This is a genomic window from Breoghania corrubedonensis, assembly GCF_003053845.1.
Taxonomy (GTDB): domain Bacteria; phylum Pseudomonadota; class Alphaproteobacteria; order Rhizobiales; family Stappiaceae; genus Breoghania; species Breoghania corrubedonensis.
Map to the genome: position 1 here is coordinate 180,306 of NZ_QAYG01000006.1, position 26,494 is coordinate 206,799.

Here is a 26,494-nt window from a genome sequence, read left to right on the forward strand (position 1 = left end):
CATGTCGGTCAGCTATCAGGCCGCGCTGCTCAGGCCATCGCCGATTTCGCCAAGCGTCGATTTTGAAAGGGACGGCGTGCAGCACGGGCTGTTGCGTCTGCCCTATAGCCGCGACGACAGCGCCTGGGGTTCGGTGATGATCCCCATCTGTGTCGTGAAGAACGGAGAGGGGCCGGTGGCGCTGCTGTCCGGGGGCAATCACGGCGACGAATACGAAGGGCCGCTGGCGCTTTACGATCTCGCCAACAACCTGAAGGCGGAAGAGGTCACGGGCACTGTCATCATCGTGCCGGCGATGAATTTTCCCGCCTTCCAGCACGGCACGCGCACCTCGCCGGTGGATTTCGGCAACATGAACCGGCTTTTTCCCGGCAAGCCGGACGGCACGGTGACGGAGAAGATCGCCGACTATTTCCAGCGTCATCTGCTGCCGATGGCCGATATCGTGCTCGACTTCCATTCCGGCGGAAGGACGCTCGACTTTCTGCCGTTCTGTGCGGCGCATGTGCTCGATGACAAGGATCTGGAAGCGCGCGCGTTTGCCGCGGTGGAGGCGTTCGGTGCGCCCTATTCGGCGCGCATGCTGGAGATCGACGCGGTCGGCATGTATGACACGGCGGCGGAGGAGCTCGGCAAGGTGTTCGTCACGACGGAGCTCGGCGGCGGCGGATCGGCGCGTGCCTCAACGGTCCGGATCGCGCGCGCGGGTGTCGTCAACGTTCTGCGGCATGCGGGGATCCTGTCGAGCGAACTGGTGCGCCGGCCGACCCGCTGGCTCGACATGCCGTCGGTCGACTGCTTTTCGTTCGCCGAGGATGGCGGCCTCTACGAGACGATGGTTGATCTCGGCGAACGGGTGGAAAAGGGCGATGTGATCGCCCGGGTGCATGGCTACAACCGCACGGGCCGGGCACCGCAGGAACTCAGGGCAAAGCTCTCCGGCATCCTGGCGGCGCGGCACTATCCGGGCCTGATCAAGCCCGGCGACTGTGCCTCGGTGGTGGCCGTGCTGACGGATTGATGGGCAGAGGCAAGCATGGCGTAGCTGGTGTCGAACGAACCTCTCCCATGGGGAGAGGCCGGCGCGAAGCGTCGGGTTGGGGGGATGAGATCCATCCGTATCCATGAGAACCCTGATCCCCTCACCCTAACCCTCTCCCCATGGGAGAGGGGACTTGTTTGGTGCGAGCGGCTAGTTCGTGCCCAACATGCCGCGGCCGTGCGCGCCGTTTCCCTCCGAACCTGAATCGTCCTACAGAAGGGCCGGAGAGTTGAACCGGCATCGGATATACGGCGTGGACAGAAATCGGCTTATCATCGGCATTTCGGGCGCATCGGGAGCGATCTACGGCATCCGGGCGCTGGAACTTCTGAAGGGCGTGGGCGATGTGGAGACGCATCTCGTCCTCTCGCCGGCCGCGTCCTCCACGATAGAGGCCGAAACGGATTTTACCGGCGACGAGGTCGCGGCGCTGGCCGATGTCGTTCACGATTTCCGCGATGTCGGCGCCTCGATCGCGTCGGGCTCCTGTCGCGCGCTGGGCATGCTGGTGGCACCGTGCTCGATCAAGACATTGTCAGGCGTCGCCAATTCCTATTGCGACAGCCTGATGGTGCGTGCCGCGGACGTGTGCCTGAAGGAGCGCCGCCGGCTGGTGCTGATGGTGCGCGAGACGCCGCTTCATGCCGGCCATCTGGACCTGATGCAACGTGCCACGGGGGCCGGCGCGGTGATCCTGCCGCCAGTGCCGGCGTTCTACACGAAGCCGCAGAGCCTTGATGACGTGGTGACGCATTCGGTAGCGCGTGCGCTCGATCTCTTCGATATCGAGATCGACGGCGTGAAGCGGTGGAAGGACGGGTAGGGACAGGCGGACGAGAGCCGGGGCCGATCTTTCGCAGCTCGTCCTGGGGAAATCTCTCCAGCGACATCAACGCCGTTTTTCGGAAACGCGCAAAACCGGACACGCGCCCCGCTCCCTTCATCGTTATCACCCGGCGACGTCCGGGTGATCCAGCGCGCGCCGCGTATGCCGCACTCGCCAATGGATTGCCCGGACGTCGCCGGGCAATGACGGGGGAGGGGGATGAGCGGGAGGTACGGGCAAAGGCCCCTACCTCAGGCACTCCAGAAGATCGGACTGGCGGACGATGCCCAGCACCTCGTCTCCCTCGCGCACGATGACCGGCTCGTTGGCCTCAAGGCAAAGGTCGATCAGCTCGCGCACCGGCGTGCGGGCGCCGCAGGTGGGGCCGCCGTTGAGCTTCATGCCGGTGGCATCGGCCATCACGTCGCGGGCGCGCAGAACGTTGAGCGGGTTCATGTGGGCGACGAAATCGGCCACGTAATCGGTCGCGGGCTTTCTGACGATTTCCTGCGGCGTGCCGAGCTGGACGACGCGCGCGCTTTCCATGATGGCGATGCGCGAGCCGATCTTCACCGCTTCGTCCAGATCGTGGCTGACGAAGATGATGGTGCGGTTGAGCTTGGCCTGGAATTCCAGAAGCTCGTCCTGAAGACGCGAGCGGATGAGCGGGTCGAGCGCGGAGAACGGCTCGTCCATCAGGAGGATCGGCGCGTCTGTCGCAAAGGCGCGGGCGAGGCCGACGCGCTGCTGCATGCCGCCCGACAGCTCGTGGACGCGCTTGTCGGCCCATTCGGTGAGGCCGACGAGATCGAGTTGCGCGCGGGCGCGCTCCTCGCGTTCCTTCTTGTCGACGCCGGAAAGCTCCAGCGCGAAGCCGACATTCTCCAGAACGGTGCGCCATGGCAGCAGCGCGAACTGCTGGAAAACCATGGCCACGCGCGAGCGGCGCAGATGGCGCAGGCGTTGCGAGGAACAATCCGCCGGATCGATCTCCTCCTTGCCGTCACGCACCAGAACCCGGCCGCGGATGACGGGGTTGAGGCCGTTGACCGCCCTGAGCAAGGTCGACTTGCCCGAGCCCGAAAGCCCCATCAGCACCAGCACCTCGCCTTCGTACACGTCGAAGGTGGCGCCGGTGACGCCGACGATCTGGTCGGTTTCGGTCTGGATCTCGTCGCGGCTCCTGCCCTGGTCGATGAGCGGAAGCGCGGCTTTGGGATTGTCGCCGAAGACGATATCGACGCCCTCGAAGCTGACGATCGGTTTGTTCGTGGTTGTCATTTTGTGGTCGGGCATGTCCTCGCCGGGCATATCAGCGCCCTGCCTTTTCGTCGTCGATCTTGAGGAAGCGGTCGAGCATGATCGCGATCATGACGATGGCGAGGCCAACCTCGAAGCCCTTGGCGATATTGACCTGGTTCAGCGCGCGCAAGGTGGGGACGCCGAGCCCGTCGGCACCCACCAGGGCGGCGATCACCACCATGGAGAGCGAAAGCATGATGGTCTGGGTGAGGCCGGCCATGATGGAGGGCGTGGCGTAGGGCATCTCGATCTTCCACAGAAGCTGCCAGCGGGTGGCGCCGAAGGCCTGGCCCGCCTCGATCAGCGGCTTCGGCGTCGACGCGATGCCGAGACGGGTGAGCCGGATGGGGGCGGGGATGGCGAAGATCACGGTCGCGATCAGGCCGGGCACCATGCCGAGGCCGAACAGGATCAGCGCCGGGATCAGGTAGACGAAGGTCGGGATCGTCTGCATCAGGTCGAGGATCGGACGCAGGATCGCGTAGAAGGTGTCCGAGCGCGCGGCCAGAATGCCGATGGGAACACCGGCGACCATGCAGATGACGGAAGCGGAAATGACCAGCGACAGGGTCTCCATCGTCTCCTTCCAGTAGCCCTGGTTGATGACGAAGAGCAGGGCGATGGCGACGAAGACCGGGAAGCTCCAGTTGCGGCGCACGAGCCAGGCGAGCGCCACGGTGATCAGCACGACGACGAGCGGGGGTGGGGTCAGCAGAACCCACAGCAGGCTGTCGATAAGCTGGGAGAGAACCCAGGCGATCGTGTCGAAGACGCCGGCTGCGTTGTCCGTCAGCCAATCGACCAGCTGGCTCACCCAGCGTCCGATCTGGATTTTATGCTCGGCTATCCAGTTCATGCTTTCTCGTTCTTCGTCATGGTCTGAAGGTCACAATCGTGAAATGGCGCCCGGACCTTGCGCGCGTACCCGCAATGCGGGTGCAGGCGGAAGGTTCAAAGCCCGATGATGCGCGCAGTTGCGTGCGCGGTCGAGGGCAAGCTTCGCTCGCGCTTAAGGTGACGTGACGGGTGCGCGCGATTGCCGGTGGAAAAAAAACGGCGCCGGCGGAAGGCTGCCGGCGCTCGCCGAGTTCCGGGCCTTCTGCCTCAACGCCCGGGCAAGGGCGCGTTGGATCCCCCGGATGGTGCCGGGGGATGATGAGGAAAGGCGAGCGGCTCAGAGCCCGAGCGAGGCCTTGACCGCCGGAAGCGCGTCCTTGCCGTCGAAGGTCTTGACGCCGTCGAGCCAGCCATCCAGCACATCCGGGTTCTTCTTCAGCCAGGCCTTGGCGGCCGGCTGGGCGTCCATGCCGTCATCCAGGATCGCGCCCATGATCTCGTTTTCCATCGGCAGCGAGAATTCAAGGTTCTGAAGCAGCTTGCCGACGTTGGGGCAGGCGTCCATGTAGCCCTTGCGCACGTTGGTGTAGACCGTCGCGCCGCCATAGTTCGGGCCGAAGACGTCATCGCCGCCCGACAGGTACTCGATGTCGTAGTTGGAATTCATCGGATGCGGCGCCCAGCCGAGGAACACGATGTCCTTGTCGCGCCTGGTGGCCCGGCGGACCTGCGAGAGCATGCCCTGTTCCGAGGATTCCACCAGGTCCATCTTGCCCAGACCGAACTGATCGTTCTTGATCATGTCGAGGATCAGGCGGTTGCCGTCGTTGCCCGGTTCGATGCCGTAGATCTTGCCGTCGAGGTCGTTGGCGAACTTGGCGATATCCTGGAAGGACTTGAGGCCCTTGTCATAGGTGTATTTGGGCACGGCGAGCGTGTACTTGGCGCCTTCGAGATTGGCGCGCACGGTCTCCACCGAACCATCTTCGCGGTAGGGCTTGATGTCGGCTTCCATGGTCGGCATCCAGTTGCCGAGGAAGACGTCTATATCGTCGTTCTTGAGCGACGTGTAGGTGACGGGCACCGACAGCAGCTTCACGTCCGGCTCGTAGCCCATGCCCTTGAGGACGACGGCGGTCGCGGCCGTGGTGGCGGTGATGTCGGTCCAGCCGACGTCGGAGAAGCGGACCGCCTTGCAGGCGTCGTCCGCCGCCGTCGCCGATCCGGCGAGGCCCGCTGCGAACCCGACTGCGGCGGTCAGGGCGACGAACGTCCGTCCGATTGTCCGCCGGGTCGGGCGTTTTGCTGCTTGGCTCGTCTCGTTCGGCATCGATGACTTCTCCTCGTTTGTTTCAACTTCGCGCCGCTCATGCGGCGCCAAAGGAATGGGCGCGGGACGCCCGAAGCGGTGGCACGGCGCAAACGACTGCCATGCAAGGTCCTGCAACATCCCGGAGCATCGCACCGGGCGTGCGGTATGGTCGCACAACCTCCGGCCAGCGCCCGTTGAAATGGTCCGGTTTCAAGGACCTGTCGGGGCTTCGGCCACCGGCTGGCAAAGATTGCGCGCTCGCGCTTCCGCGCACAAGGCGTTGCGGGCTTTTCGCGGCGGGCGATCGGTTTCCCGACCGGGGTATCCACCGGAAATCGGGCGCGGTGCGCCGATCGTGCCGCAGCATGTCGCGTTTCGGGGCGGACAACCGGCGCGGCGGACAGACCGGTGCCACGGATCTGCGCCACTGATCGGCGAGCAAGATTCATGTCGCGGAAAAAGACGCGCCGCTTCCGGCTGATGCGTCTCGCCGTCCATACCCTCTCGCAGACAGAGCCGTCAGCCCCAGTCGCGCTTCCTGTGTCCCGCGAGCCTTTGCAACAAGGCAGCCTTGTCGGGTGCATGGAAGCACGAAGCTGCGACCATATAACCAGCATACGGCGGTAAAATCAAATTTTCATTGATTGAGTGTTCAATCAAAAATAAGTATGGCTGAGCTTCAGGAAATCGGACATGCCACGAATTGGAATGGAAGGCGCGCGCAGGCGCGCATTGATCTCGGCCACGGTGGAGGCAATCCATGAGCGCGGCTTCTGCGATGCGACGGTTGCCGACATCGCCCGGCGCGCGGGTGTCTCGGGCGGGTTGGCGCTGCATTATTTCGGCTCCAAGAAGGCGCTGCTGACGGAGACGATGCGCCATCTGCTGGCCGATCTCGCGCGCGAACTGAAAGAGGAACGCGCGAAGGCGCGCACGCCGCGCGAACGCATCTCGGCGGTGATCGCGGCGAGCTTCGCGCCCTCGCAGTTCCGGTCCTCGATCATTTCCGCCTGGCTGGCCTTCTATCTGCAGGCGGAGACGGATCCGGAGACGCAGCGACTGTTGCAGGTCTATCACCGCCGGCTCGTCTCAAATCTGACCCACGAGTTCCTTGCCGTGCTTGGTCGGCGCGGGCGGGCGCGCAGGGCGGCGGAAGGCACGGCGGCGCTGATCGACGGACTTTGGCTCCAGCGCGCGCTTGCCAAGGGCGAGCCGGATGCCCGTTCCGCCATCCGTCTGGTGGAGGACTACGTGGAACGACAGATCGAAAGCGAAGCGCCGGCCGGGGCATCCGGCGGGCAGGTCAACAGATAAGAGAGTGTCGCGTGAACCAGTACGATTACATCGTTGTGGGGGCGGGCTCCGCCGGGTGTGCGCTGGCCACACGGCTGAGCGAGGATCCGAAGAATGCCGTGCTGCTGCTGGAATATGGCGGGTCCGACTTCGGCCCGTTCATCCAGATGCCGGCGGCCCTTTCCTATCCGATGAGCATGAAGTGCTACGACTGGGGGTTTGAGAGCGAGCCGGAGCCGCATCTGGGCGGGCGGCGGCTGCAGACCCCGCGCGGCAAGGTGATCGGCGGGTCGTCCGCGATCAACGGCATGGTCTATGTGCGCGGTCATGCCGGCGATTTCGACACCTGGGCGGAGATGGGCGCCGCGGGCTGGGACTACGCGTCCGTTCTGCCCTACTTCAAGCGCATGGAGACGAGCCACGGTGCGCAAAGTGCCTGGCGGGGGACGCATGGCCCCGTGCATGTGACCCGCGGCGCGCGCAAGAACCCGCTTCATGACGCCTTCATCGAAGCGGGCGGACAGGCAGGCTATTCCAGAACCGCCGATTACAACGGCGAGCGGCAGGAAGGCTTCGGCGAGATGGAGATGACGGTGTGGCGCGGCAAGCGCTGGTCCGCCGCCGATGCCTATCTGAAGCCCGCCATGAAACGACCGAACCTGACGGTGGTGACCGGCGCGATGACCCGGCGCGTGCTGATGGAAAGTGTCCAGGCTGTCGGCGTCGAATACGAGGTGCGCGGCGCTATCCAGACCGCGCTGGCGGAGAAGGAAATTGTCCTCGCCGCCTCCGCCATCAATTCGCCGAAGCTGCTGATGGCATCAGGCATCGGCAATGCGGAGGAACTGAAGCGCGCGGGCATCGTGCCGCTGGTTCACCGGCCGGGCGTCGGGCTCAACCTGCAGGATCACCTGGAGGTCTATGTCCAGCAGGCCTGCACCCAGCCGATCACGCTCTACAAGTACTGGAACCTTTTCGGCAAGGCGCTGGTCGGCGCGCAGTGGTTCTTCACGCGCACCGGCATCGGTGCCTCCAACCAGTTCGAGAGCTGCGGCTTCATCCGCTCGCGCGCGGGCGTTTCCTATCCCGACATCCAGTTCCATTTCCTGCCGATGGCGGTGCGCTACGACGGGCAGACGGCCGCCGAAGGCCACGGCTATCAGGCCCATGTCGGGCCGATGCGGTCGGCCTCGCGCGGAACGGTGCAGCTTGCCGGGCCGGACCCGGCGCAAAAGCCGGTGATCCGTTTCAACTACATGAGCGAGCCGGAGGACTGGGCCGATTTCCGACAGGCGATCCGGCTGACGCGGGAGATCTTCGCTCAAGGTGCCTTCGCGCCTTTCCGGGGCAAGGAAATCCAGCCGGGAGAGGACGCGGTAAGCGATGCGGCGATCGACGACTTCGTGCGCGAACATGCCGAGAGCGCCTATCATCCGTGCGGCACCTGCCGGATGGGGGCGGCGGACGATCCGTTCGCGGTGGTGGATCCCGAATGCCGGGTGATCGGGGTCAAGGGATTGCGGGTCGCCGACAGCTCGATCTTTCCCCGCATCACCAACGGCAACCTCAACGCGCCGTCGATCATGGTGGGAGAGAAGGCGGCCGATCATATTCTCGGCAAGAGCCTGCCGCCCGCCACGAACGTTCCGGCGTGGTGGCATCCGGACTGGCGGAATTCGCAGAGGTAGAGGGCGAAGAAGAGGCGCTATTTTCCGAGGCGGCGCGGTACGCTCCCCTCTCCCCCGCAAGGGGGAGAGGGGAGCAAGCGGCTGGAAACGGGCGTTTTCCCGGCAACCCTTTCTTGACCTGTCCCGTGCTCCCATCCCGTTTCACCGAAATCCCGGCGCATGGCGGGAATGCGCATGCGACACTCGACATTCGGGGTCTTTCCGGGCTCCAATCGTGAAACTTCAGCTCAATAAGAACAGGAGGTCGCCCATGCGCGCCCAACCCGAAGCATCCCATTACATTCACGGTGCCTATGCGAACGAGGCCGAAGGGCCCGAATTCAACAGCGTCTATCCGGCGACCGGCGAGGTGATCGCCAGGGTCCGCTCGGCGCGTGGCGATACGGTGAATGCGGCGGTGGCCTCGGCGCGCGAGGGCTTTCAGGAATGGTCGGCCACCCCGGCGGTCGAGCGCGGACGGGTGTTGCGCCGGGCGGCCGAGATTCTGCGCGATCGCAACCGGGAACTATCCGAACTGGAAACGCTCGATACCGGCAAGGCGCTGCAGGAAACGCTGGTCTCCGATCCGGCCTCGGCGGCGGAATGCCTGGAGTATTTCGGATCTCTGATCCCGACGCTGACAAGCGAGCACATCGATCTGGGCGGGCCGTTCGCCTATACCCGACGCGAACCGCTGGGCGTGTGCGTCGGCATCGGCGCGTGGAACTATCCCATCCAGATCGCCGGCTGGAAGGCGGCACCGGCCTTGGCCTGCGGCAACGCGATGGTGTTCAAGCCGTCTGAAGTCACGCCGCTTTCCACGCTGAAGCTTGCCGAGATCCTGATCGAGGCTGGCCTGCCGAAGGGCGTCTTCAACGTGGTCCAGGGCGACGGCGAGACGGGGCGGCTGCTGGTTTCTCACCCGGAAGTCGCCAAGGTGTCGCTGACGGGCTCGGTGCCGACGGGCGAGAAGGTGGCCGCGCTGGCGGGTGCCGGGCTGAAGCAGACGACGCTGGAGCTCGGCGGCAAATCGCCGCTGATCGTCTTCGAGGACGCCGATCTCGACGAGGCGGTATCGGGCGCGATGCTGGCGAATTTCTATTCCACCGGACAGATCTGCTCCAACGGCACGCGGGTCTTCGTGCACCGCTCGATCCGCCCGCAGTTCATCGAGAAACTGGTGGAGCGCACGCGCAAGATCGTCATTGGCGATCCGATGGACGAGGCGAGCCAGATGGGGCCGCTCGTCTCCAAGGCGCAGTACGACAAGGTGCTCAACTACATGCGGCTTGGCCAGGCGGAGGGCGCGGAACTCGTCTATGGCGGCGAGGCGGCGGTGGTCGAGGGCTTTGCCGATGGCTGGTGGGTGCAGCCGACGATCTTCGCGGATGTCGCCGACCACATGCACATCGCGCGCGAGGAGATCTTCGGCCCCGTCATGTGCGTGCTCGATTTCGACAGCGAGGACGAGGTGATCGCGCGGGCCAATGCCACGCAGTTCGGCCTTGCCGCCGGTCTCTTCACCCGCGATATAGCCCGCGCCCACCGTGTGGTGGCGCAGCTTCATGCCGGCACCTGCTGGATCAACACCTACAACCTGACGCCGGTTGAAATGCCTTTTGGCGGCATGAAGAAATCCGGCATCGGCCGCGAGAACGGCAAGGCCGCGATCGAGCATTATTCCCAGGTCAAGGGCATCTATGTGGAGACGGGCAAGATCGACTGCCCCTATTGAGGGAGCGGTCGCCCTTCCGATCCGCTCTCTCCCTCGTCATCCCCCGGCTTTGTCCGGGGGATCCACCTTTTGCTCGTCGCACGCGGCGGCCGGCAATGGGTTGCCCGGACTTCGCCGGGCAATGACGGTGGAGAGGTTCGGGGCGGTGGCATGAGCCACGAGCCCGCTCTGGCCCCGAGGCGTCTCTGGCCAAGGCTCAGCCGGCAAGCGGGCCCGGCAGTTCGTGCAGGGTCGCGGTGGGGCATACCTTTTTCGCGATAGCGCACAGGTGCGGGTGGTGGGTGAGGTAGATGACCTGCCCCTTCTCGCCCATTTCCGCCAGAAGCCGGATGGTTTCGGCCGCGCGCTCGTCGTCGAAGGTTTCCAGAATGTCGTCGGCGATGAAGGGCAGGCTCGCGCGGCTTGCGACGAACTCATGGTAGCCGGCGATCCTGAGCGCCAGATAGAGCTGGAAGCAGGTGCCTTTGGACATTTCCCCCGCCCGCTTCGAGGCGTTGCGGTGGTCGATGCCGATCAGCTCTTCCCGTTCGCCGTTCGACTGGGTGACCAGGCCCTGAAAGGCGCCGCATGAGATTTTCCGGAATGCCGCGCTCGCGCGTTCCATCATCGAGGAACGGTGGTTGTCACGATAGGCGCGCAGCGCCTGTTCGGCCGCCAGAATGCCGGCCTTGAGGCGGAGCCAGCCCTTGGCGCTTTCCTCGATCTCCAGAAGCACGGTCTGGCGTTGCTCCTCAAGCCGGGCGACCGTATCGTCGCCGCCAACGGAGGCGACCGCCTCGGCCGCCTTCTCCCGCCCGGCGTAAAGCTCGCGCAGACGCGCGTCCTGATCCTCGATGCGCTGTTCGGTCTCCGCCCTTTCCGTCTCCAGCGCCTCGCGGTCGGCCGCCTCAAGCCGTGCCTCCGCTTGCGCCATGTCGGCAAGGCCGAGGCCCGTCAGGATCTCGCCCTCGAGCTCGGCGGCCTGTGAGCGCAGGCGCGCGCGCTCGCGAAGGGCGGCGAAGGCCTGTTGCACCTCGTCGAAGGTCGCAACCTCGAAATGCGCCGTCATTTCCGCCTTGCGATCGCGAAGCGCGGCGATGGCTTCGGCGGTCTCGCCGGCGCTGTTGCGGGCTTCGTTCAGGTTTTCGCGCAAGGCTTCGCGCCTCTCGTGCGCCTTGCGGGCGGCAGCGGCACGGGCGCTGAGGTCGCGGAAAAGATCCCGCGGATCGGCTGTCGCCGGCAGGCCGAGTTCGTCGCCAAGGCTCTCGCAGGCCTGACGGAAGGCCGTCGCGACAGCTTCCATCGCCTCGATGCGCCGGGCCACGCCGTCGCGGGCTTCGAGCGCGGGCGCGAGGTGGTTCAACTCGTCGACAAGCGCGCGGACGGTCTCGGGCGAGGGTGCCCCGACTTCGCCGAACCAGCAGCGCGAACAGGCGTCGCTCCAGTCCTTCTGCCAGCGTTCGGCTGCCTCTTCGGCCACTTGCAGCGCCGCCTCGCGGCGGCGGGTCTCGGATCGGCACTCCTCGAGCCGTTTGCGCGCGCCGGCCATCCGCGCTTCGCCGTCGACGAGGGTCTGCCCGCGTTCGAGAAGATCGGTCAGCGATGTGTCGCCCCCCACCGTCGCTCCGGCGTCCTCCAGCGCGCGCACGAGACGCTGGCGCACGTCCGCCTGCTCTTCGGCCGCAACCGTCAGATCGCGTTCGCTCTGGCGCAGGTCGGTGCGCAGTTCCAGAGCCTTGTCGCGCTCGCCAAGCCAGGCGCGCAGGGTCGCGGGGGTGAAGTCGGCGAGGGCCGGATCGCATTTGCGCAAGCTGGCGGCGATCTCGTCCTTCAAGGCCTCCGCCTCGGCCCGTGCGTCGTCGCGGATCTTTTGCGCAGCCGCGAGATCAGCGACGACCTCGGCGAGCTCCACGCTCATGCGCTTGTGGTCGGCCCTGTCGGCCGATTGGGCGAGCCGGGCGGCGGTCAGCGCGTCATCCTGCTCGAGAGCCTCGCGGAAGGCGGCGGCCGTCTCCGCATCGAGCCGGGCGGCATGGGCCGCCCATGCGGCTTCGCGCGCGGCGCGGACCCGGGTCGCGGCCGCCTCGTCCAACAGGCCTGCGGCCTGTTCGAGCGCCTCGCGTCCGGCCGTCAATCGGTCGCGCTTCTGGCTGAATTTCCCGATTTGTTCCTTCTGGAAGGACTGCGTGTCGCGCAAGTCCGCGCCCGCGTCTTCCCATGCCTGAAGGGCGGCGGGATCCGGCACCCTGAGACGGGCCAGCGCGTCGGCATCCCCCTGCCAGGGCAGAAGGCGCTCGAAGCACGCGTCGAGCCTTTCGCGAAGGCTCGCGATGGTGCGCTCCGCCTGACGACGTTCGGCCGCGATCCGCGCCGCCTCGGTCTGCAGGCCCGGGAGTTGGGCCTTGAGCGCGGCAAGCGCCGCGTGGTCGCCGGCATCCGCGCCTGCGTCTTCCGCTTCCGCGTCGGCCTTGCGTTCGGCCTCGCGCGCCGCGTCCAGCTCGTTTCGGGCGGCCAGCGTTTCGCGGATGACGGTGGCGTGCGCCTCGATCAGTTCGCGCAGGCGCGCCACGGTCGCCGCCGGCAGGACAAGGGTTTCCGGCGCGTCTTCGCCGTCGCGCTCCAGCTTGCGCAGGATATGCGCGATGCGCGCTTCTGCCTCGTCGTGGCGGGCGCGTTCTTCGGGCAGATCGGCAGCGGCGCTGGTATGGCGCGCCGCCAGGTTGGCGAGGTCGTCGATGCGAGGGGCAAGCGCGAGGGCGGCCTCGTCGATTTCGATTGCCTCGATATCGCGCTCCAGCGCCTCGATGCGCGCCTCACTTGCGCGGGCGCGCTCCTCCAGTTTCGGTTCCTCGCGGATGAGGTCGGGCAGGGCGTCGGCCCAGCCGGCCGGTGCCTCGCGCAGGCCTTGCAGCGGGGCGAGCGTGTCACGCAGACGGCGCAGGCTTGAAAGGCGGGGAAGGGCCTGAAGAAGACCGGCCACCACGCCGAGACGCTGCTTCAGGCGTGCGCTCTCGGAAAGCGCCGTGTCGTAGTCTGCGCCAGCCTGATCGCGATCCTTCACGAGCTTGGCGTAGGCGGAGGCTGCCGTGTCGAGCTCCTTGCGCCGGCCCGCCAGTTCATCGAGCGTGCGCTTCAACTCGCGCAGCTGCGTGGCGGTGCGGGCGCCGGGGCGGTGGATCTCGTCGGCCTGCTTGTGGAGGCCGGACAGCTGCTGCGAGAGCGCGGCAAGGCCGGAACTGGCGGAAAACAGCAACTGGCCGAGATCACCCTTGCTCTCAAGGATCGCCTCGCCGCCGGTTTCAAGCGTCTTGTCGTCGAGCGAGAACATGGTGCGGTAGGCGTCGCGGTCGACACCGGCTAGGGCGGCTTGCAGCAGCCCTTCGGGAAGCGGCAGGTCAGCCTCATCCAGCAGGCTGCCATTGCGCTTCTTGACGCGCGCAAGCGTCAGCGGGCGGTCGCCGAGATACAGCCGCGCACCGATGCGCATCGTGTCGTAGGCATGCAGGAAATTGAACTTGCTCTGGGGCTCAATCCCGAACAGCAGGTCGAGCCAGGCATTGAACAGCGTCGATTTGCCGGCCTCGTTCGGGCCGTAAACGATGTGGAAGTCCGGCGCGCCGGCCGCACCTTCGCCAAAATTCAGCGTGTGGCCGGTGAATTTGCCGTAGCGGATCAGGTCGAGCCGTTCGATGCGCATCAGGCGTCCCCGCTTTCAGGGGCTGCCTGGAGACGGGCGAGGATATCCCGCGCGCCTTCGCGGGCGAGATCGTCGAGGATCTTCGCGCGGCGTTCCGTGTCCTCGCCCAGCACATCGCGGATCTCTCCGGGAAGCTGGCTGGTGATGTCGTCGGCGAGTGCCTCGACCGCCTGCCGGTAACCCGGACTTTGCAGGATCTCGCCGTCGATCAGGGCGCCCAGCTCCTGCAAGGGGGGGCCGTCGCCGGACGCGGGCTCGGCCTCCGCATCGGCGGAAACGGTGGCGTTTGTGATCTTGTCGATCCATGTATCGCCGATGGCGAGCGCGATGGCTTCCGCCTCGCCGGCGAGCTTGTCCGCATCGCGGCGCAGGCGCCAGGAAAGCGGGGTCTGTCCGCTCAGCTCCAGCCGGGCGACGAGATGCCGGCAGTCGAGCGCCGCACGCGCCGTCCTGAGCGCGCTTTCGATCCGCGACACCATTTCCGACCAGTCCTCAACGCCGGCAAGATCGACGGCGACGCGTTCGAACCGGGCAAGCGCCACGGTGCGTTCCTCGATGGTGATGATGCGGTCGTCTGCCACCGTGACGAGGCTCACTGATTTGCCGCCGGCCTCGCCGATGTCGCGCCCCTGCGGAATGCCGGGCATGACGATTTTGGATGCGGCGCCCTGCACGCTGCGCTGATGGATATGGCCGAGCGCCCAGTAGTCGAAGCCCATGGCATCGAGTTCCGCCGGCTGGCAGGGGGCGTAAGGGTCATGGCCCGGCGCGCCGCCGAGGCTCGTGTGCAGCATGGCGATGTTGACGGCGCCGGCCACGGGCGGCTTGAACTTGTCGAGAAGGCTGTCGGGCGCCTGCGGCTGGCGGAAGCTGACGCCGTGGATGGCGACTTCGAAGGGGGCATCGGGGGTGAGCGTCACCGTCTCCGCCCGGGCGGTGAAGGTGGTGACGCTGGCAGGCAGGGTCAGTTCGTTGGTGATGCGCGAGGCGGCGTCGTGGTTGCCGCGAATGAGGAAGGTGCGGATGCCGGCATCATCAAGGCGCTGAAGCTCATGCGCGAGAAAGATCGCCGTCTTCATCGATGTCTGTGCGCCGTCATAGAGGTCGCCGGCGATCAGCACCGCGTCGACGGCTTCCTCGCAGGCAAGATCGACGATCTGCGAGAACGCGGCCCGGGTGGCCCCGCCGATCAGGCGGCCAAGCTCGGCATTGCGCAATGCCAGCGATTTCAGCGGCGAATCCAGATGGATGTCGGCGGTGTGGATGAAGCGGAACGGCAAAGCGGAGCGGGTCCCCCGGGCGAGCGTGCAAGGCATTGACGGAAAACGAAGCGAAGAAACACGGCGCAAGGTGCATTTCTAGCGGGAGTCGGGGATGGGGGAAAGGCGCGTGCGGGGGGCGTCGTTGATCCTTCTCAATTCTCTCCAGCGTCATCCCGGACGCGCCGCGGCACGCCAGTGCTGCGGTGCAGATCCGGGATCTCGACCGGCACACTCTGTGCCTCGGCCCCGGATCTGCGAAGCGGCATTTCATGCCGCATCGCGTGCGGGGTGACGCTGGAGAGGGAAATGTAAGCTGCCGGTGGGCCCGTTCCCTGTTGCACCTCGCCTTGACTGTTCCGCAACGTTTTCCCGACGTAACCGATGACATGTCGAATTTCCCCGGCTACAAATTGCCCTTAGGTAAAAGCGCGCAAAGCGCACCGAGCCGGGGAACAGGGATATGGCATCAAACAGGTTGGGAGGGGCGGCGCTTGCCGCCCTGTTGATGGCGGGCGCGACGGCGGTTTCGCCGGAGGCGGCGGCCGAGCCGGTCAAGGTCGGCATGATCACCACGCTTTCGGGCGGCGGCGCGAGCCTCGGTATCGATGCGCGCGACGGCTTTCTTCTGGCGATCAAGCAATCAGGCAGCAAGGACGTCACGGTCGTCATCGAGGATGACCAGAGGAAGCCCGATGTGGCGGTTCAGCTCGCCGACAAGATGATCCAGTCGGACAAGGTGGATGTGCTGACCGGCATCATCTGGTCGAACCTCGCCATGGCGGTGGTGCCGGCGGCGGTGAACCAGGGCAAGTTCTATCTCTCCGTCAATGCCGCGCCCTCGCAGCTCGCCGGGCGGGGCTGCAATCCGAACTATTTCTCCGTTTCCTACCAGAACGACAACCTGCATGAGGCGGCGGGTGCCTACGCCTCGAGCGCGGGCTACAAGAAGAGCTTCATCCTCGCGCCCAACTACCCGGCCGGCAAGGACTCGCTTACCGGCTACAAGCGCTTCTACAAGGGCGCGCTTGCCGGTGAGGTCTATACCAAGCTCGGCCAGACGGACTATGCCGCCGAGATCGCGCAGATCCGCGCCTCGGGCGCCGACAGCGTGTTCTTCTTCCTGCCGGGCGGCATGGGCATCGCCTTCATGAAGCAATACGCGCAGTCGGGGCTCGACGTGCCGCTGGTAGGCCCGGCCTTCTCGTTCGATCAGGCGATCCTTCAGGCCGTGGGCGATGCGGCGCTGGGCGTCAGGAACACCGCCAACTGGTCCAAGGACATCGACAACGCCGCGAACCGCAAGTTCGTCGACGGCTTCGTGGAGGGCTACGGCAGGCTGCCCTCCATCTATGCCGCCTATGGCTACGACACCGCGAACCTGCTGCTGTCGGCGATGGCCAAGGCCAGCGTCTCTGACACGGATGCCTTCCGCAAGGCGCTGGAGGCCGCCGATTTCGAGAGCGTGCGCGGCAAGTTCTCGTTCGCCGCGAACCACCATCCGATCCAGGACATCTATGTGCGCGAGGTGGTCAAGGAAGGTGACGTCTTCACCAACAAGATCATCGCCACCGCCATGACCGATCGCGACAACGCCTATGTGGCGGACTGCAAGATGTGAGAGGCAAGGGGCGGCTGACGTTTCGGGCCGGACATATTGACCGGACATATCGACCTGACAGGTCGGGCTCGTGGTTGGGGCTCGCGGTTCCGGGTGCCGGGCCGGATACGAATTTCCAGAGTTTGCGAACGGTCCTGCGATGCTATCCACATCCCTCGGTGTCATCCCCGCGAAAGCGGGGATCCAGCATTCCAGAGGCCTTTCGATGATGCGCCGAAACCCGATACGGTGGTCGCTGGATCCCCGCTTTCGCGGGGATGACAATCGCGGGTGGATTAGGCACAGGGGGCAGACCGGTTTTCCGGACTGGCCCCGGAACGGGTCTCTTCACCGGTTATCGCTCAGTTCGATGCGGTCAGCGGCCTATCCGCTTGTTCCCCTCTCCCCCCTTGTGGGGGAGATGTCGCGCCTTGGCGTGACAGAGGGGGGTAGAGCCGCTGGTTCCGAACCTGCCGCATACCCCCCTCTGTCGGCTACGCCGACATCTCCCCCGCAAGGGGGGAGAGAGGAGCGCGTGGCGTGGTCCCGGGATGCGGGTCGATTTCCCGCAACGCACGGGGCACGCCCGTGACCGTTTCGCTTCTCTTCGAACAGACCCTCAACGGGCTGCAGTTCGGCGTCATGCTGTTTCTGATGGCGGCGGGGCTGACGCTCGTCTTCGGGGTGATGGGGCTCATCAACCTGGCGCACGGCTCGCTCTACATGGCGGGCGCCTTCGCCTGCGCGGGCGTAGCGGCGGCGACGGGCTCCTACTGGCTGGGGCTTGTCGCCAGCCTTGTCGCGGCAGCCGCCGCCGGCGCCATCATCGAAGTGGTGGTGATCCGCCGGCTCTACGACCGCGACCATCTCGACCAGGTGCTGGCGACGTTTGCGCTCATCCTGATGTTTTCCGAAGGCACGCGCTGGCTGTTCGGCTCGTTCCCGCTCTATCTCGATCTGCCGGCGGCGCTGAAAGGCGCGGTGCGGCTGCCGGGCGGGATCGACTATCCGCGCTTCCGTCTCGCGCTGATCGCCATCGGGCTGGCGCTGGCGTTGGCGCTGATGTGGCTCATCAACCGCACAAGGCTCGGCATGCGAATCCGCGCGGGAGAGGCTGATCGGGAGATGATCGCAGCCCTCGGCGTCGATATCACGAGGCTCTACACCATCGTCTTCGCTCTGGGGGCGGGGCTTGCCGGGCTCGCCGGTGCGCTGGTCGGCACGGTGCAATCGGTGCAGGTGGGCATGGGCGAGCCGGTGCTGATCCTCGCCTTCGTCGTTGTCGTCATCGGCGGCATCGGCTCGATCAAGGGCGCGCTTCTTGGCGCGGTGCTGGTGGGGCTCACCGACACGCTCGGCCGTTTCCTGCTGCCGCAAGCCTTCGCTCTCTTCATGGACCCCTCGCGCGCGACCTCCATCGGTTCGGCGCTGGCCTCCATGTCGATTTACATCCTGATGGCCATGGTGCTGGTGTGGAAGCCCGGCGGGCTGTACGGCGGAGCGAACGGGTCATGACACGCGAAACCGCGCTCAACGCGCTCCTCGGCCTCGGACTTCTCGCCGTGGCGCTGACAGCCCATGCGGCCGGCTGGACGTTCACCGTGACGCTGGCGACCAAGGTCGCGATCCTGGCGCTTGCAGGCGCGGGCCTCAACATCGCGCTGGGGTTTGGCGGGCTCGTCTCCTTCGGCCATGCGGCGTTCTTCGGTATCGGCGGCTATGCGGCGGGGATCCTGGCGAGCCACGCGATGTTCTACGAGCCGCTGGTCACATGGCCGGTGGAGATCGAGGGCACGCGGGCGATGCCGGTCATCTGGCTAGTGGCGATGGCGGCGAGCGGGCTTGCCGCGCTTGCCATCGGCGCGCTGAGCCTGAGGACGCGCGGCGTGTTCTTCATCATGATCACGCTGGCGTTCGCGCAGATGATCTTCTATTTCGCGATTTCGTGGCCGGCCTATGGAGGCGAAGACGGGTTGTCGCTTGGGGTGCGCAACACCTTCGCGGGGCTCAACACGCTGGATCCGCTGAGTTTCTTCGCGATCTGCTATACGCTGCTGATGATCGTGCTGGGCCTCACGGCGCTGCTGCGGTGCTCCGCCTTCGGGCTGGCGCTCGATGGTGCGCGGCAAAACGCGGAACGGTTGAAGAGCCTCGGCATCGATCCGACCCGCGTGCTGCTGACGGCATTCTGCCTCTCCGGCATGGTGACGGGGCTTTCCGGCGCGCTCTATGCCGATCTCAACCGCTTCGTCTCGCCGGCGATGCTGTCGTGGCAGACATCGGGGGAGATCATGGTGTTCGTGATCCTCGGCGGTGTCGGCCGGCTGTTCGGCCCGCTTGCCGGCGCGGCGCTCTACATCGTTCTGGAGCACAATCTCGGCGGCGTGTCGGAGCACTGGCAGTTCCTGCTGGGGCTGTTGCTGCTGCTGGTCGTGCTTTTCGCGCGCGGCGGGCTGATCGGGCTTGTCGCGGGGGAGCGGCGGCATGGCTGAGCCGGTTCTTCAGATCCGCGGCCTTTGCAAGCACTTCGGTGCGCTGCGGGCGAGCGACAACGTCGATCTCGACCTGATGCCCGGCGAGATCCATGCGCTGATCGGGCCGAACGGGGCGGGCAAGTCGACGCTGATCAAGCAGATCGCCGGCGAGATCGCACCGGACGCGGGCACGATCCGGCTTGCGGGGCGCGATGTCACCGCATCCGGCGCGGTGGCGCGGGCGCGGCTGGGGTTGGCGCGCAGTTTTCAGGTCTCTTCGGTGGCCGGCGAATTCACCGTGTTGCAGAACGTCATGCTGGCCGTCGCGGGGCGGCTTCGCCGGACCTATCGTTTCCTGCGGCCCGCATTGGCGGATACGAAACTCACGGCACCCGCCCGCGAGGCGATCGCCCGGGTCGGGCTTGCCGATCGCGAAGGCATGCGCGCCGCCGACCTTTCCCACGGCGAACGGCGCACGCTGGAGATCGCCATCGCGCTCGCTCTGAAGCCGAAGGCCTTCCTGCTCGATGAACCGATGGCGGGGATGGGGCCGGAGGGCGCGCGCAGCCTCACCCACCTTCTCGACGGGCTGCGCCACGAGGCGCCCATCCTGCTCGTCGAACACGACATGGACGCGGTCTTCGCGCTTGCCGACCGGATTTCGGTGCTTGTCCACGGGCGGATCATCGCCAGTGGCACGGTGGCGGAAATCCAGGCGGACGCGGTGGTGCGCGCGGCCTATCTGGGCGAGGAGGACGCCTGATGACGCCGCTGCTGGAGGTCTCTGGTCTCACCGCCTTCTATGGTCCCTCGCAGGCGCTGTTCGGTGTCGATCTCCGCGTGGGGGCTGGCGAGGTGGTGGCGCTGATGGGGCGCAACGGCATGGGCAAGACGACGACGGTGCGGTGCATCTGCCGGATGATGCCGGCCGGTGGCGGTCGGATCGCGTTCGCGGGCCACGATCTCGGCGCTCTGGCGTCGCACGAGGCGGCCCGGCACGGCATCGGGCTGGTGCCGGAGGGCCGGCGCTGCTTCGGGCCCCTGAGCGTTGAGGAAAACCTCGTCTGTGCGGCCCGTCCGGGGGAATGGGATCTTGGCCGCGTCGGGGACCTGTTCCCGCGTCTGATCGAACGCCGCCCGCAATTGGCGCGCACGCTTTCGGGCGGAGAGCAGCAGATGCTGGCGATCGGCAGGGCCCTGATGACCAACCCGAAGCTTCTCGTTCTGGATGAAGCGACGGAAGGGCTGGCACCCGTGGTGCGTCAGGAAATCTGGCGGGCGATCCGGGCACTCAAGCGGGCCGGGCTTGCCATCCTCATCATCGACAAGTCGCTGAAGGATTTGAAAGCGCTCGCTGATCGCTGCGTGATCCTGGAACGCGGCGCCACCGTGTGGAGCGGCGCGCCCACGGCTTTGACCGACGATCTTTGTGTCCGTTATCTCGGTGTTTGACTCCGGACTTCGTCAATACTGACTAAGTAAAATAATCTTCCGTGTTTCTATAAGGATCTAACCTGTGGACGAATTCAGTTTATTAATTTACGTTAACCATAAATTTCGAACTAGCAGAGCATTTCCGTCTTTTTACTTTGTAAAAAGCAACGAGGGTGCCTCAACAGGCAGGAATACGGGAAATGAAGCGCATTCTCGTTATCGATGACGATGAGCTTATTCGCAGCGCGTTGCAGGCTGCGTTGGGTTTGCGTGGGTTCCGCGTACGGCTTGCCAAGGATGGGGCCGAAGGAATGCGGGAAATTTCTCGCCAGCCGGTCGACCTCATCTTTGTCGATGTCTTCATGCCGGCCATGGACGGCTTCGAATTCATCCGTGCCCTGCGCAAGGCGGATCACCAGACGCCGGTTATCGTCATGTCCGGCATGCGGGTTCAGCCGCCCTGGCTGTTCGGCGGCGTCGAGGTGCCGGATTATCTGCGCATGGCGAAGGCGTTGGGCGCTGTGCGGGCGCTGCAGAAGCCGTTCTCGCCCGAGGAGCTGACCGAGGCGCTGGACGCGAGCCTGGGGGCGTCGGGACGCGGCGATGTGGGGCGGGCCGGTGCGGCGGACCTTGGCGACGTGCCGTTGATGGTGGCCCGGCGTTAGGCAGGTCCGTCCTGACAGCGGATTACTGCCAGGGCTTCATTCAATATTCGACCAGAAAACGGCAGGGCATTTCATGAGGGGCGGCTGCTTCATGGACGAACGCGGGCCAGAGCACGACAGCGGCGGCGGCTGCCGCCAAGGCGACGATGTGGCGGAGCCGTTGGCGCTTCTGGCGCGCGGGCTTGCGCACGATTTCAACAACCTGTTGCTGGTGATGATGCTCTACGCCGATCTGATCGGCCGCAGGCAAGGTCACGGATGCGAGAATGGGGAAGCCTCCGTCGAGGTGCGGGAAGTCCGTCGTGCGGTGGAGCGCGGACGCAAGCTGACACGACAGCTTCAGACCTACGCCGGCAATGATCCGGTTCAGCCGGAACCGCTCGATTGCGGCGAGGTGCTAGGCGATCTGGCGCCTGAGCTGCAACAGGTCATGGGCGACGGCATCGTTCTCGACATACGGATGCCCCGGTCGAAGCTGCGTCCGGTCGTCGCCGACCGGGCCCGCCTTGAGGAGGCGATCCTGGTTCTGGCGGGGGAGGCGCGTTCGCGCATGCGTTCGGGCGGCATCTTCACCATCGAGGCGGAAAACGGCTCGGTGGCGGATGGCGGACCGGTGCCGCCCGGCAACTGCATCCTCTTTCATCTCGCCGACGATGGTGAGAACGTGCCGGATGAGCACCTGACGCGGATCTTCGAACCCTACTACGCGCTCAAGCAGCTCGGCAAAGGTTCCGGGCTCGGGCTGGCCGTGTGCCAATCGATCGCGCACCGCGCCGCTGGACATCTTGAGGCGCAAAGACGGACCGGGGGCGGCATGCGGTTCACGCTTTGCCTGCCGGCCGGGCCGGTTTGCTGAGCGGCGGAGCCGTCACAACGGAGACCGCGTTCGTCAGGCCGCCGTCTCGGCCCTTGCCGCACAGGCCGCCTTGCACCACGCGATGACCGCTTCGCGATCGCGCGGCAGGGTGGTTCCGAGGCCGCCGTGGAATTCGTTCCAGGCATCGCGGTAGTCGGAACGCACCGCAGTCAGTACCGGTACGCCGTCCAGCACCGCGCGTTCGAAAACCCGGCGCAGGCCGTAGCCTTCGGATTCGGAGCGGCCGAAGCGGTTGACGAACAGGATGTCGGCACCGGCCGCAAGCTCGGCCTCGAGACGTCCCGCGACCTCGGTGATCGCATGCGGGCTCAACCGGCAACCGCGCGCCTGTGCGCCGCGTTCCTCGAGAATGCGGATTTCCCAGCCATCGCGCAGACTTTTCAGCGCCATCGCCTTGACCTCGCACCCATCTTCGCGACCGCCGATCTGGACGACGCCGGCGATGTGGCAGCCGGAAAGTGCCGCAGCGGCTTCGCCAAGCAGGGTATCGACGTCCTCTCGCGGATCGAACGCGATGGCGGCAAGGGTGCGGGCGGGATCGGGGGCTTCAAAATCACTGGTCATCGGGGAGGGGCCGTTTTCACGTGTTCACTCAGGCACTCAATGGCTCGGGCGCTCAATGGCTCGGGCATTCTGTCATCCAGACACTCGGGGTCGCGGGCCGGGTTGCAGTCTGTCGTTCGCGCCGGTGCCGCATTCGCGCATCTGGCTGGGGTTACTCCATCACGATCCGTTCGGGGTGGGTATAGACATCGAAGGCGTCGTTGCGCGCGGTGGCGGCGAGTGTGATGCCGGCGCCGGCGGCGACGCGCACGGCAAGCGCTGTGGGCGCGGAAACCGCGACGATCACAGGCGCACCGAGAACGGCGGCCTTCTGTACCATTTCAACGGAAATGCGGCTGGTCAGCAGAAGGATGCCGGATCTGTCCTTCGGGCCGCTGGTGCTGGTGCGGCGGGCGAGCGCTCCGGTAAGCTTGTCGAGGGCGTTGTGCCGGCCGACATCCTCGCGCACGGCGACCAGTCCCTCCTCCGCCGTCCACCACGCTGCGGCATGGACGGCGCTGGTGATCGCGTGCAGCGTCTGGGCGTCGAACATCTGCGCCTGTGCCTTGAGAATTGCGCTTGCGCCAAAGCGTGTCTCATCTGCAACCGCGCGTGGCGCGGGCACGGCTTCCACCAGGCTTTCGATACCGCACAGGCCGCACCCCGTCGGACCAACGATGCGGCGGCGCCTGTCGCGGAAATTGTCGGCGGTCTCGGCATCCAGCCAGATGCGCACGTCGATGCCCGTCGCGAAGGCGGCGATATCGATGGAACGGATCTGCTCGGCCCGCTCGATTTGGCCTTCCGTCAGGCTGAAGCCGACGGCGTAGTCTTCCAGATCGGTGGGCGTCGCCATCATCACGGCGTGGGTGGTGCCGTTGTAGGTCAGTGCGACGGCAGTCTCTTCCGGCACCGCGCGAAGCCCCGAAGGCGTCGGCGGCCGGTTCCAGCTTACGGTATGGAATTCGCTGGCGGGCGCGGGGATCGGCTCCGGCTCCAGCGAACAACTTGTGTCTGCATTGCTCATGGCTCACGACTATAGCGTCATGAGCCCTTCGGCTTCGATCAAAAAATCCGGCTCGGCCAACGCTCTCACTTCATCGGTCCGATAAGGCGGGCATATTCGGCCTCGGGTTTGCCGTAGGCATCCCTTGCGAACTCCTCCAGACCGGCACGATCGCGGATGGTGAGATGGCCGCGCTGCGCGATGATCAGCCGCATGCCTTCCAGCTCATGCAGCGCCGTCGTCACGGACGGTCGACGCACCGCCAGCATCAACGAGAGGAAATCGTGGGTAATGGCCAGATCGTTGGTATCGCAGCGGTCGTGGCACATCAAAAGCCAGCGCGCCAGACGTTCGCTGATCGGGTGAATGGCATTGGTGAGTGCGGCGTAGGCGGTCTGGCTGGCAAGCGTGTGCAGGTAGCGCACCAGCAACAGGCGCAGCGTCGGGCTCGCCTCCACCAGTTCTCCCATCGTGTCGGAATCGATGCGATAACCGTCGCCCGGCTGCTGGATGAAGATGGTGTAGAGGCTTCGGTCGGAACCGGTCAGGTGCGAGGTCGGCGCGAAGCCGTCACGCCCGAAGACGCCGGTTTCCGCATGGCGGCCGGAAGGCGAGACGGCGACGATGGAGCCGATGCCGCTGTTTGGGAAATAGGCATGGGTGACTGGCTCGTCCGCCGTCGCCACGACGTATTTCGTGGGGAGATGAACAGGTTCGAGATAGGGGGCGAGACGTTCGAAGTCTTCATCCGGCATCAGGGCGAGAAGTCGATTGCGTGTGGAACCACGCAAATCAGTAGACATGAAAAATTCTCCTGTGACCCATGTAGCAGGATCTCTTCCCACGCCACGAACAGGGCCTGATTTTACGGTGTTCGAAGATGCGAACAGGTACCGTACGCTATTGGACGAAACCCGGACGGCACCTCCGGGTTTCCCCGGTTTCTGGCTGGTGCGGGTGTGGTCTCGCTTGTTCCCGGCGCAGTATCTGAACCCGGTGCCGGAACGCGGCGTTCCCGTATCCGGGTGGCGCACCGCAGTCGTTCCTTCGGGCGCGGGAGCGATGATCCGGGAGTCTATTCCCGGGGTCAGGTCCGCGTCCGGTTTTCATAACGCGTTACCGCCCGAGGCGTTCCGGGGTAATTTCGTGGCCAAGTCGCGGCGGCGATGTGACGGGGCGCAAGTGGGGTGACAACGAGGGAGGCCATTCATGGCGCACGATGAACGCGATTGGTCTGGCGATGTTACCGCCAGGAGCGATGCACTCGATCTGGAGGAGGGCGTCTTTGAAAAGGACGATCCGAAGGCAATCGCGGCCTCGCTGAAGGCGTCGGCCGAAGCGAGCGAGCGGCGCAAGGGAACGCCATACGGTTCGGCCATGTCGATGCTGACATTCTACATCAACCGGGCGGGCAGACATCTCTCGCGCGAGCGCAAGGCGGTGCTCGAAGACGCCAAGCATGAGCTGCGCAAGGCTTTCGGCCGCGAGGACTGAGCCGAGGCGGTCGCGTTTCTCGTGGCTTGTCGATTGAACCAAAGGGCGGCTCGTCCGTTTCCCTGATGCGGTACGGGGAAGTCATTTCCTTCGCAGCCTGATGCAGGGGGATGCCGATGGATGCGGTTTACGAAATTCGATCCACTGTCGCTTCGCGGTGCGAGGCGATTGCTGAATGGAACGTCTCGTTCGCGGTGCCGGAACGCGGTCTTGCCGGTGCGCCGCTGGATGGACGTGAGGGATGAGCGACGCGGATGGCGGTCTGGAACAGCGCGATGTGGTGATCGCCGGCGGCGGGCCCGTCGGCTTGGCGCTGGCGCTTGGCCTTGCGCGCGCCGGGCTCGACGTGTTGGTGCTCGAAAAGGCCGATGGTCCCTGCGCGCATTCGCGCGCGCCGACGATCTGGCCCGCAACGCAGCAGGTGTTTGCCGAACTGGGCCTTGTCGAGCGGTTGGAGGAACGCGGTGTCACTCTTTCCCACCCGCAGATCTGGGATGCCGATCGGGGTGTGTCCCTGTTGTCGCTTCCTATGGACGAACTCGCCGCCGAGACATCCTTTCCCAGGCTCTTGATCCTGCCGCAGTCCGAGACTGTGGCGATCCTCCACGAGGAGATCCGCAACACGGTGGGGGTAGAGATCCGCTTTTCCTGCAAGGTCAGCGGTTTCATTCAGGATTCCTTCGGCGTGGACGTGATCTGCCGCCGCTTCGGGCTCGAGGAACGTGTCCGGGCGAAATACGTCGCGGGTTGCGACGGGGAGGAAAGCACGGTGCGTGCGCATCTTGGCGGCAAGCTGGAGGGCAAGACCTATGCGACCCGCGCCGCACTTGCCGATATCCGGGTGTCGGGGGGAGAGGATCTCGCCTTTCCCCGGATCTCCACCGACCCGCGTCCCGTCATCGCATTGCGTCTGGGGGCGGACATATGGCGCCTCATCTTTCCCCACTCCCGTCGCCAGCCGGCAGATCCCGAACGCTGGATCTCGGACGCCTCGACACGGCTTTTCGGCAAAGTCCCGGAAGCTCTGATCTGGAGCGATACGTTTTCCCTGCATCGGCGGATTTCAAGCCATTGGGTAAAGGGGCGGATCGTGCTGGCGGGCGATGCGGCGCATCTGAACAGTCCTGTCGGTGGCGAGGGGCTCGATGCCGGCATGCAGGACGCGAAGCTGCTCAGCCGCGCGCTTGAGGCGGCGGTGGCGGTCGATCATCCGCAGCCGCTGGTGAATTACGTGGCGAACCGCCGCCGGGCGATGGAGCGCGGGACGGGTGCTTTCACGGACATCGCGTCGCGAAGCCTGCTGTTTGGAGGCGGGCGCATGATCCGTCCCACCTTCGCGATAGCGCGATTGCTCTTCGCGGTGCCGGGCTGGCGCAGGCGCATCCTTCGCCGGCTGGCGCTGATCGATCAGAAATAGGGGAGGTCGCGTGAACCGGGGCGAAGTGGCGATGA

General features: G+C 65.7%; 22 protein-coding genes. 14 read left to right on the top strand and 8 right to left on the bottom strand.

Annotated elements, in window-relative coordinates; translation table 11 throughout:
- Nucleotide 1 precedes the first annotated feature (1 nt).
- Both doeB and C8N35_RS16090 read left to right on the top strand, forming a co-directional pair.
- Nucleotides 2-1,021: a N(2)-acetyl-L-2,4-diaminobutanoate deacetylase DoeB gene (gene doeB, locus C8N35_RS16085; RefSeq protein ID WP_107990734.1), complete on the top strand. Its 1,020-nt coding sequence runs from the start codon at nucleotides 2-4 to the stop codon at nucleotides 1,019-1,021.
- A 274-nt stretch (nucleotides 1,022-1,295) separates the two neighbouring features.
- On the top strand, nucleotides 1,296-1,865 hold the full coding sequence (locus tag C8N35_RS16090; RefSeq protein WP_245926821.1) for a UbiX family flavin prenyltransferase: 570 nt from the start codon (nucleotides 1,296-1,298) through the stop codon (nucleotides 1,863-1,865).
- Nucleotides 1,866-2,114: 249 nt separating this feature from the next.
- Here the strand turns inward: C8N35_RS16090 and choV are convergent, their stop codons facing one another.
- The 3 genes from choV to C8N35_RS16105 all read right to left on the bottom strand — a co-directional run bounded on the left by choV (nucleotide 2,115) and on the right by C8N35_RS16105 (nucleotide 5,337).
- Nucleotides 2,115-3,149, bottom strand: coding sequence for a choline ABC transporter ATP-binding protein (gene choV, locus C8N35_RS16095; protein WP_107990834.1), 1,035 nt, complete (start codon nucleotides 3,147-3,149; stop codon nucleotides 2,115-2,117).
- Between the two features lie 31 nt (nucleotides 3,150-3,180).
- Nucleotides 3,181-4,026 (bottom strand): choline ABC transporter permease subunit, encoded by an 846-nt coding sequence (choW, locus tag C8N35_RS16100; protein ID WP_107990735.1) that lies wholly within the window; start codon nucleotides 4,024-4,026, stop codon nucleotides 3,181-3,183.
- 318 nt (nucleotides 4,027-4,344) lie between these two features.
- Nucleotides 4,345-5,337, bottom strand: coding sequence for a choline ABC transporter substrate-binding protein (locus tag C8N35_RS16105; protein WP_107990736.1), 993 nt, complete (start codon nucleotides 5,335-5,337; stop codon nucleotides 4,345-4,347).
- Nucleotides 5,338-6,012: 675 nt separating this feature from the next.
- Here C8N35_RS16105 and betI point away from each other — a divergent pair.
- The 3 genes from betI (at nucleotide 6,013) to betB (ending at nucleotide 10,014) form a co-directional block, all read left to right on the top strand.
- On the top strand, nucleotides 6,013-6,633 hold the full coding sequence (betI, locus tag C8N35_RS16110) for a transcriptional regulator BetI (protein WP_107990737.1): 621 nt from the start codon (nucleotides 6,013-6,015) through the stop codon (nucleotides 6,631-6,633).
- Nucleotides 6,634-6,644: 11 nt separating this feature from the next.
- Complete coding sequence (gene betA, locus C8N35_RS16115) at nucleotides 6,645-8,300, top strand: choline dehydrogenase (protein ID WP_107990738.1); 1,656 nt, start codon at nucleotides 6,645-6,647, stop codon at nucleotides 8,298-8,300.
- Between the two features lie 250 nt (nucleotides 8,301-8,550).
- Nucleotides 8,551-10,014, top strand: a complete 1,464-nt coding sequence (betB, locus tag C8N35_RS16120; protein WP_107990739.1) for a betaine-aldehyde dehydrogenase — start codon at nucleotides 8,551-8,553, stop codon at nucleotides 10,012-10,014.
- 196 nt (nucleotides 10,015-10,210) lie between these two features.
- On the opposite strand, the gene C8N35_RS16125 is transcribed toward betB, so the two are convergent.
- Both C8N35_RS16125 and C8N35_RS16130 read right to left on the bottom strand, forming a co-directional pair.
- On the bottom strand, nucleotides 10,211-13,690 hold the full coding sequence (locus C8N35_RS16125; protein WP_107990740.1) for an ATP-binding protein: 3,480 nt from the start codon (nucleotides 13,688-13,690) through the stop codon (nucleotides 10,211-10,213).
- Entirely contained in the window at nucleotides 13,690-14,970 is a 1,281-nt protein-coding gene (locus C8N35_RS16130) for a metallophosphoesterase family protein (protein WP_107990741.1), read from the bottom strand. The genes C8N35_RS16125 and C8N35_RS16130 overlap by 1 nt, the downstream gene beginning before the upstream one ends.
- A gap of 442 nt (nucleotides 14,971-15,412) precedes the next feature.
- On the opposite strand from C8N35_RS16130, the gene C8N35_RS16135 reads away from it, so the two are divergent.
- From C8N35_RS16135 to C8N35_RS16165, 7 genes are all read left to right on the top strand, one after another.
- Nucleotides 15,413-16,570 carry an ABC transporter substrate-binding protein gene (locus tag C8N35_RS16135; RefSeq protein ID WP_107990742.1) on the top strand — a complete coding sequence of 386 codons (1,158 nt, stop codon included), beginning with the start codon at nucleotides 15,413-15,415 and terminating at the stop codon, nucleotides 16,568-16,570.
- Between the two features lie 567 nt (nucleotides 16,571-17,137).
- On the top strand, nucleotides 17,138-18,064 hold the full coding sequence (locus tag C8N35_RS16140) for a branched-chain amino acid ABC transporter permease (RefSeq protein ID WP_107990835.1): 927 nt from the start codon (nucleotides 17,138-17,140) through the stop codon (nucleotides 18,062-18,064).
- Complete coding sequence (locus C8N35_RS16145; protein WP_107990743.1) at nucleotides 18,061-19,041, top strand: branched-chain amino acid ABC transporter permease; 981 nt, start codon at nucleotides 18,061-18,063, stop codon at nucleotides 19,039-19,041. Before C8N35_RS16140 ends, C8N35_RS16145 begins: the two co-directional genes overlap by 4 nt.
- The gene (locus C8N35_RS16150) at nucleotides 19,034-19,786 is read left to right on the top strand and encodes an ABC transporter ATP-binding protein (protein ID WP_107990744.1); all 753 of its coding nucleotides are present in this window, start codon (nucleotides 19,034-19,036) and stop codon (nucleotides 19,784-19,786) included. The genes C8N35_RS16145 and C8N35_RS16150 overlap by 8 nt, the downstream gene beginning before the upstream one ends.
- Nucleotides 19,786-20,475: an ABC transporter ATP-binding protein gene (locus C8N35_RS16155; protein ID WP_107990745.1), complete on the top strand. Its 690-nt coding sequence runs from the start codon at nucleotides 19,786-19,788 to the stop codon at nucleotides 20,473-20,475. Before C8N35_RS16150 ends, C8N35_RS16155 begins: the two co-directional genes overlap by 1 nt.
- 182 nt (nucleotides 20,476-20,657) lie before the next feature.
- The gene (locus C8N35_RS16160; protein ID WP_107990746.1) at nucleotides 20,658-21,122 is read left to right on the top strand and encodes a response regulator; all 465 of its coding nucleotides are present in this window, start codon (nucleotides 20,658-20,660) and stop codon (nucleotides 21,120-21,122) included.
- Between the two features lie 91 nt (nucleotides 21,123-21,213).
- Entirely contained in the window at nucleotides 21,214-21,978 is a 765-nt protein-coding gene (locus C8N35_RS16165) for a sensor histidine kinase (RefSeq protein WP_170122128.1), read from the top strand.
- A 33-nt stretch (nucleotides 21,979-22,011) separates the two neighbouring features.
- On the opposite strand, the gene C8N35_RS16170 is transcribed toward C8N35_RS16165, so the two are convergent.
- The 3 genes from C8N35_RS16170 to C8N35_RS16180 all read right to left on the bottom strand — a co-directional run bounded on the left by C8N35_RS16170 (nucleotide 22,012) and on the right by C8N35_RS16180 (nucleotide 24,351).
- The gene (locus C8N35_RS16170) at nucleotides 22,012-22,563 is read right to left on the bottom strand and encodes a DUF2478 domain-containing protein (RefSeq protein ID WP_107990748.1); all 552 of its coding nucleotides are present in this window, start codon (nucleotides 22,561-22,563) and stop codon (nucleotides 22,012-22,014) included.
- Nucleotides 22,564-22,714: 151 nt separating this feature from the next.
- Nucleotides 22,715-23,569 carry a formate dehydrogenase accessory sulfurtransferase FdhD gene (gene fdhD, locus C8N35_RS16175; protein ID WP_107990749.1) on the bottom strand — a complete coding sequence of 285 codons (855 nt, stop codon included), beginning with the start codon at nucleotides 23,567-23,569 and terminating at the stop codon, nucleotides 22,715-22,717.
- A gap of 65 nt (nucleotides 23,570-23,634) precedes the next feature.
- Nucleotides 23,635-24,351, bottom strand: a complete 717-nt coding sequence (locus C8N35_RS16180; protein WP_107990750.1) for a Crp/Fnr family transcriptional regulator — start codon at nucleotides 24,349-24,351, stop codon at nucleotides 23,635-23,637.
- Nucleotides 24,352-24,757: 406 nt separating this feature from the next.
- Here C8N35_RS16180 and C8N35_RS16185 point away from each other — a divergent pair, with 406 nt between their 5' ends.
- Nucleotides 24,758-25,042, top strand: coding sequence for a DUF3175 domain-containing protein (locus C8N35_RS16185; RefSeq protein ID WP_107990751.1), 285 nt, complete (start codon nucleotides 24,758-24,760; stop codon nucleotides 25,040-25,042).
- Nucleotides 25,043-25,283: 241 nt separating this feature from the next.
- Nucleotides 25,284-26,459 (top strand): FAD-dependent oxidoreductase, encoded by a 1,176-nt coding sequence (locus C8N35_RS16190; RefSeq protein WP_107990752.1) that lies wholly within the window; start codon nucleotides 25,284-25,286, stop codon nucleotides 26,457-26,459.
- Nucleotides 26,460-26,494 lie beyond the last annotated feature (35 nt).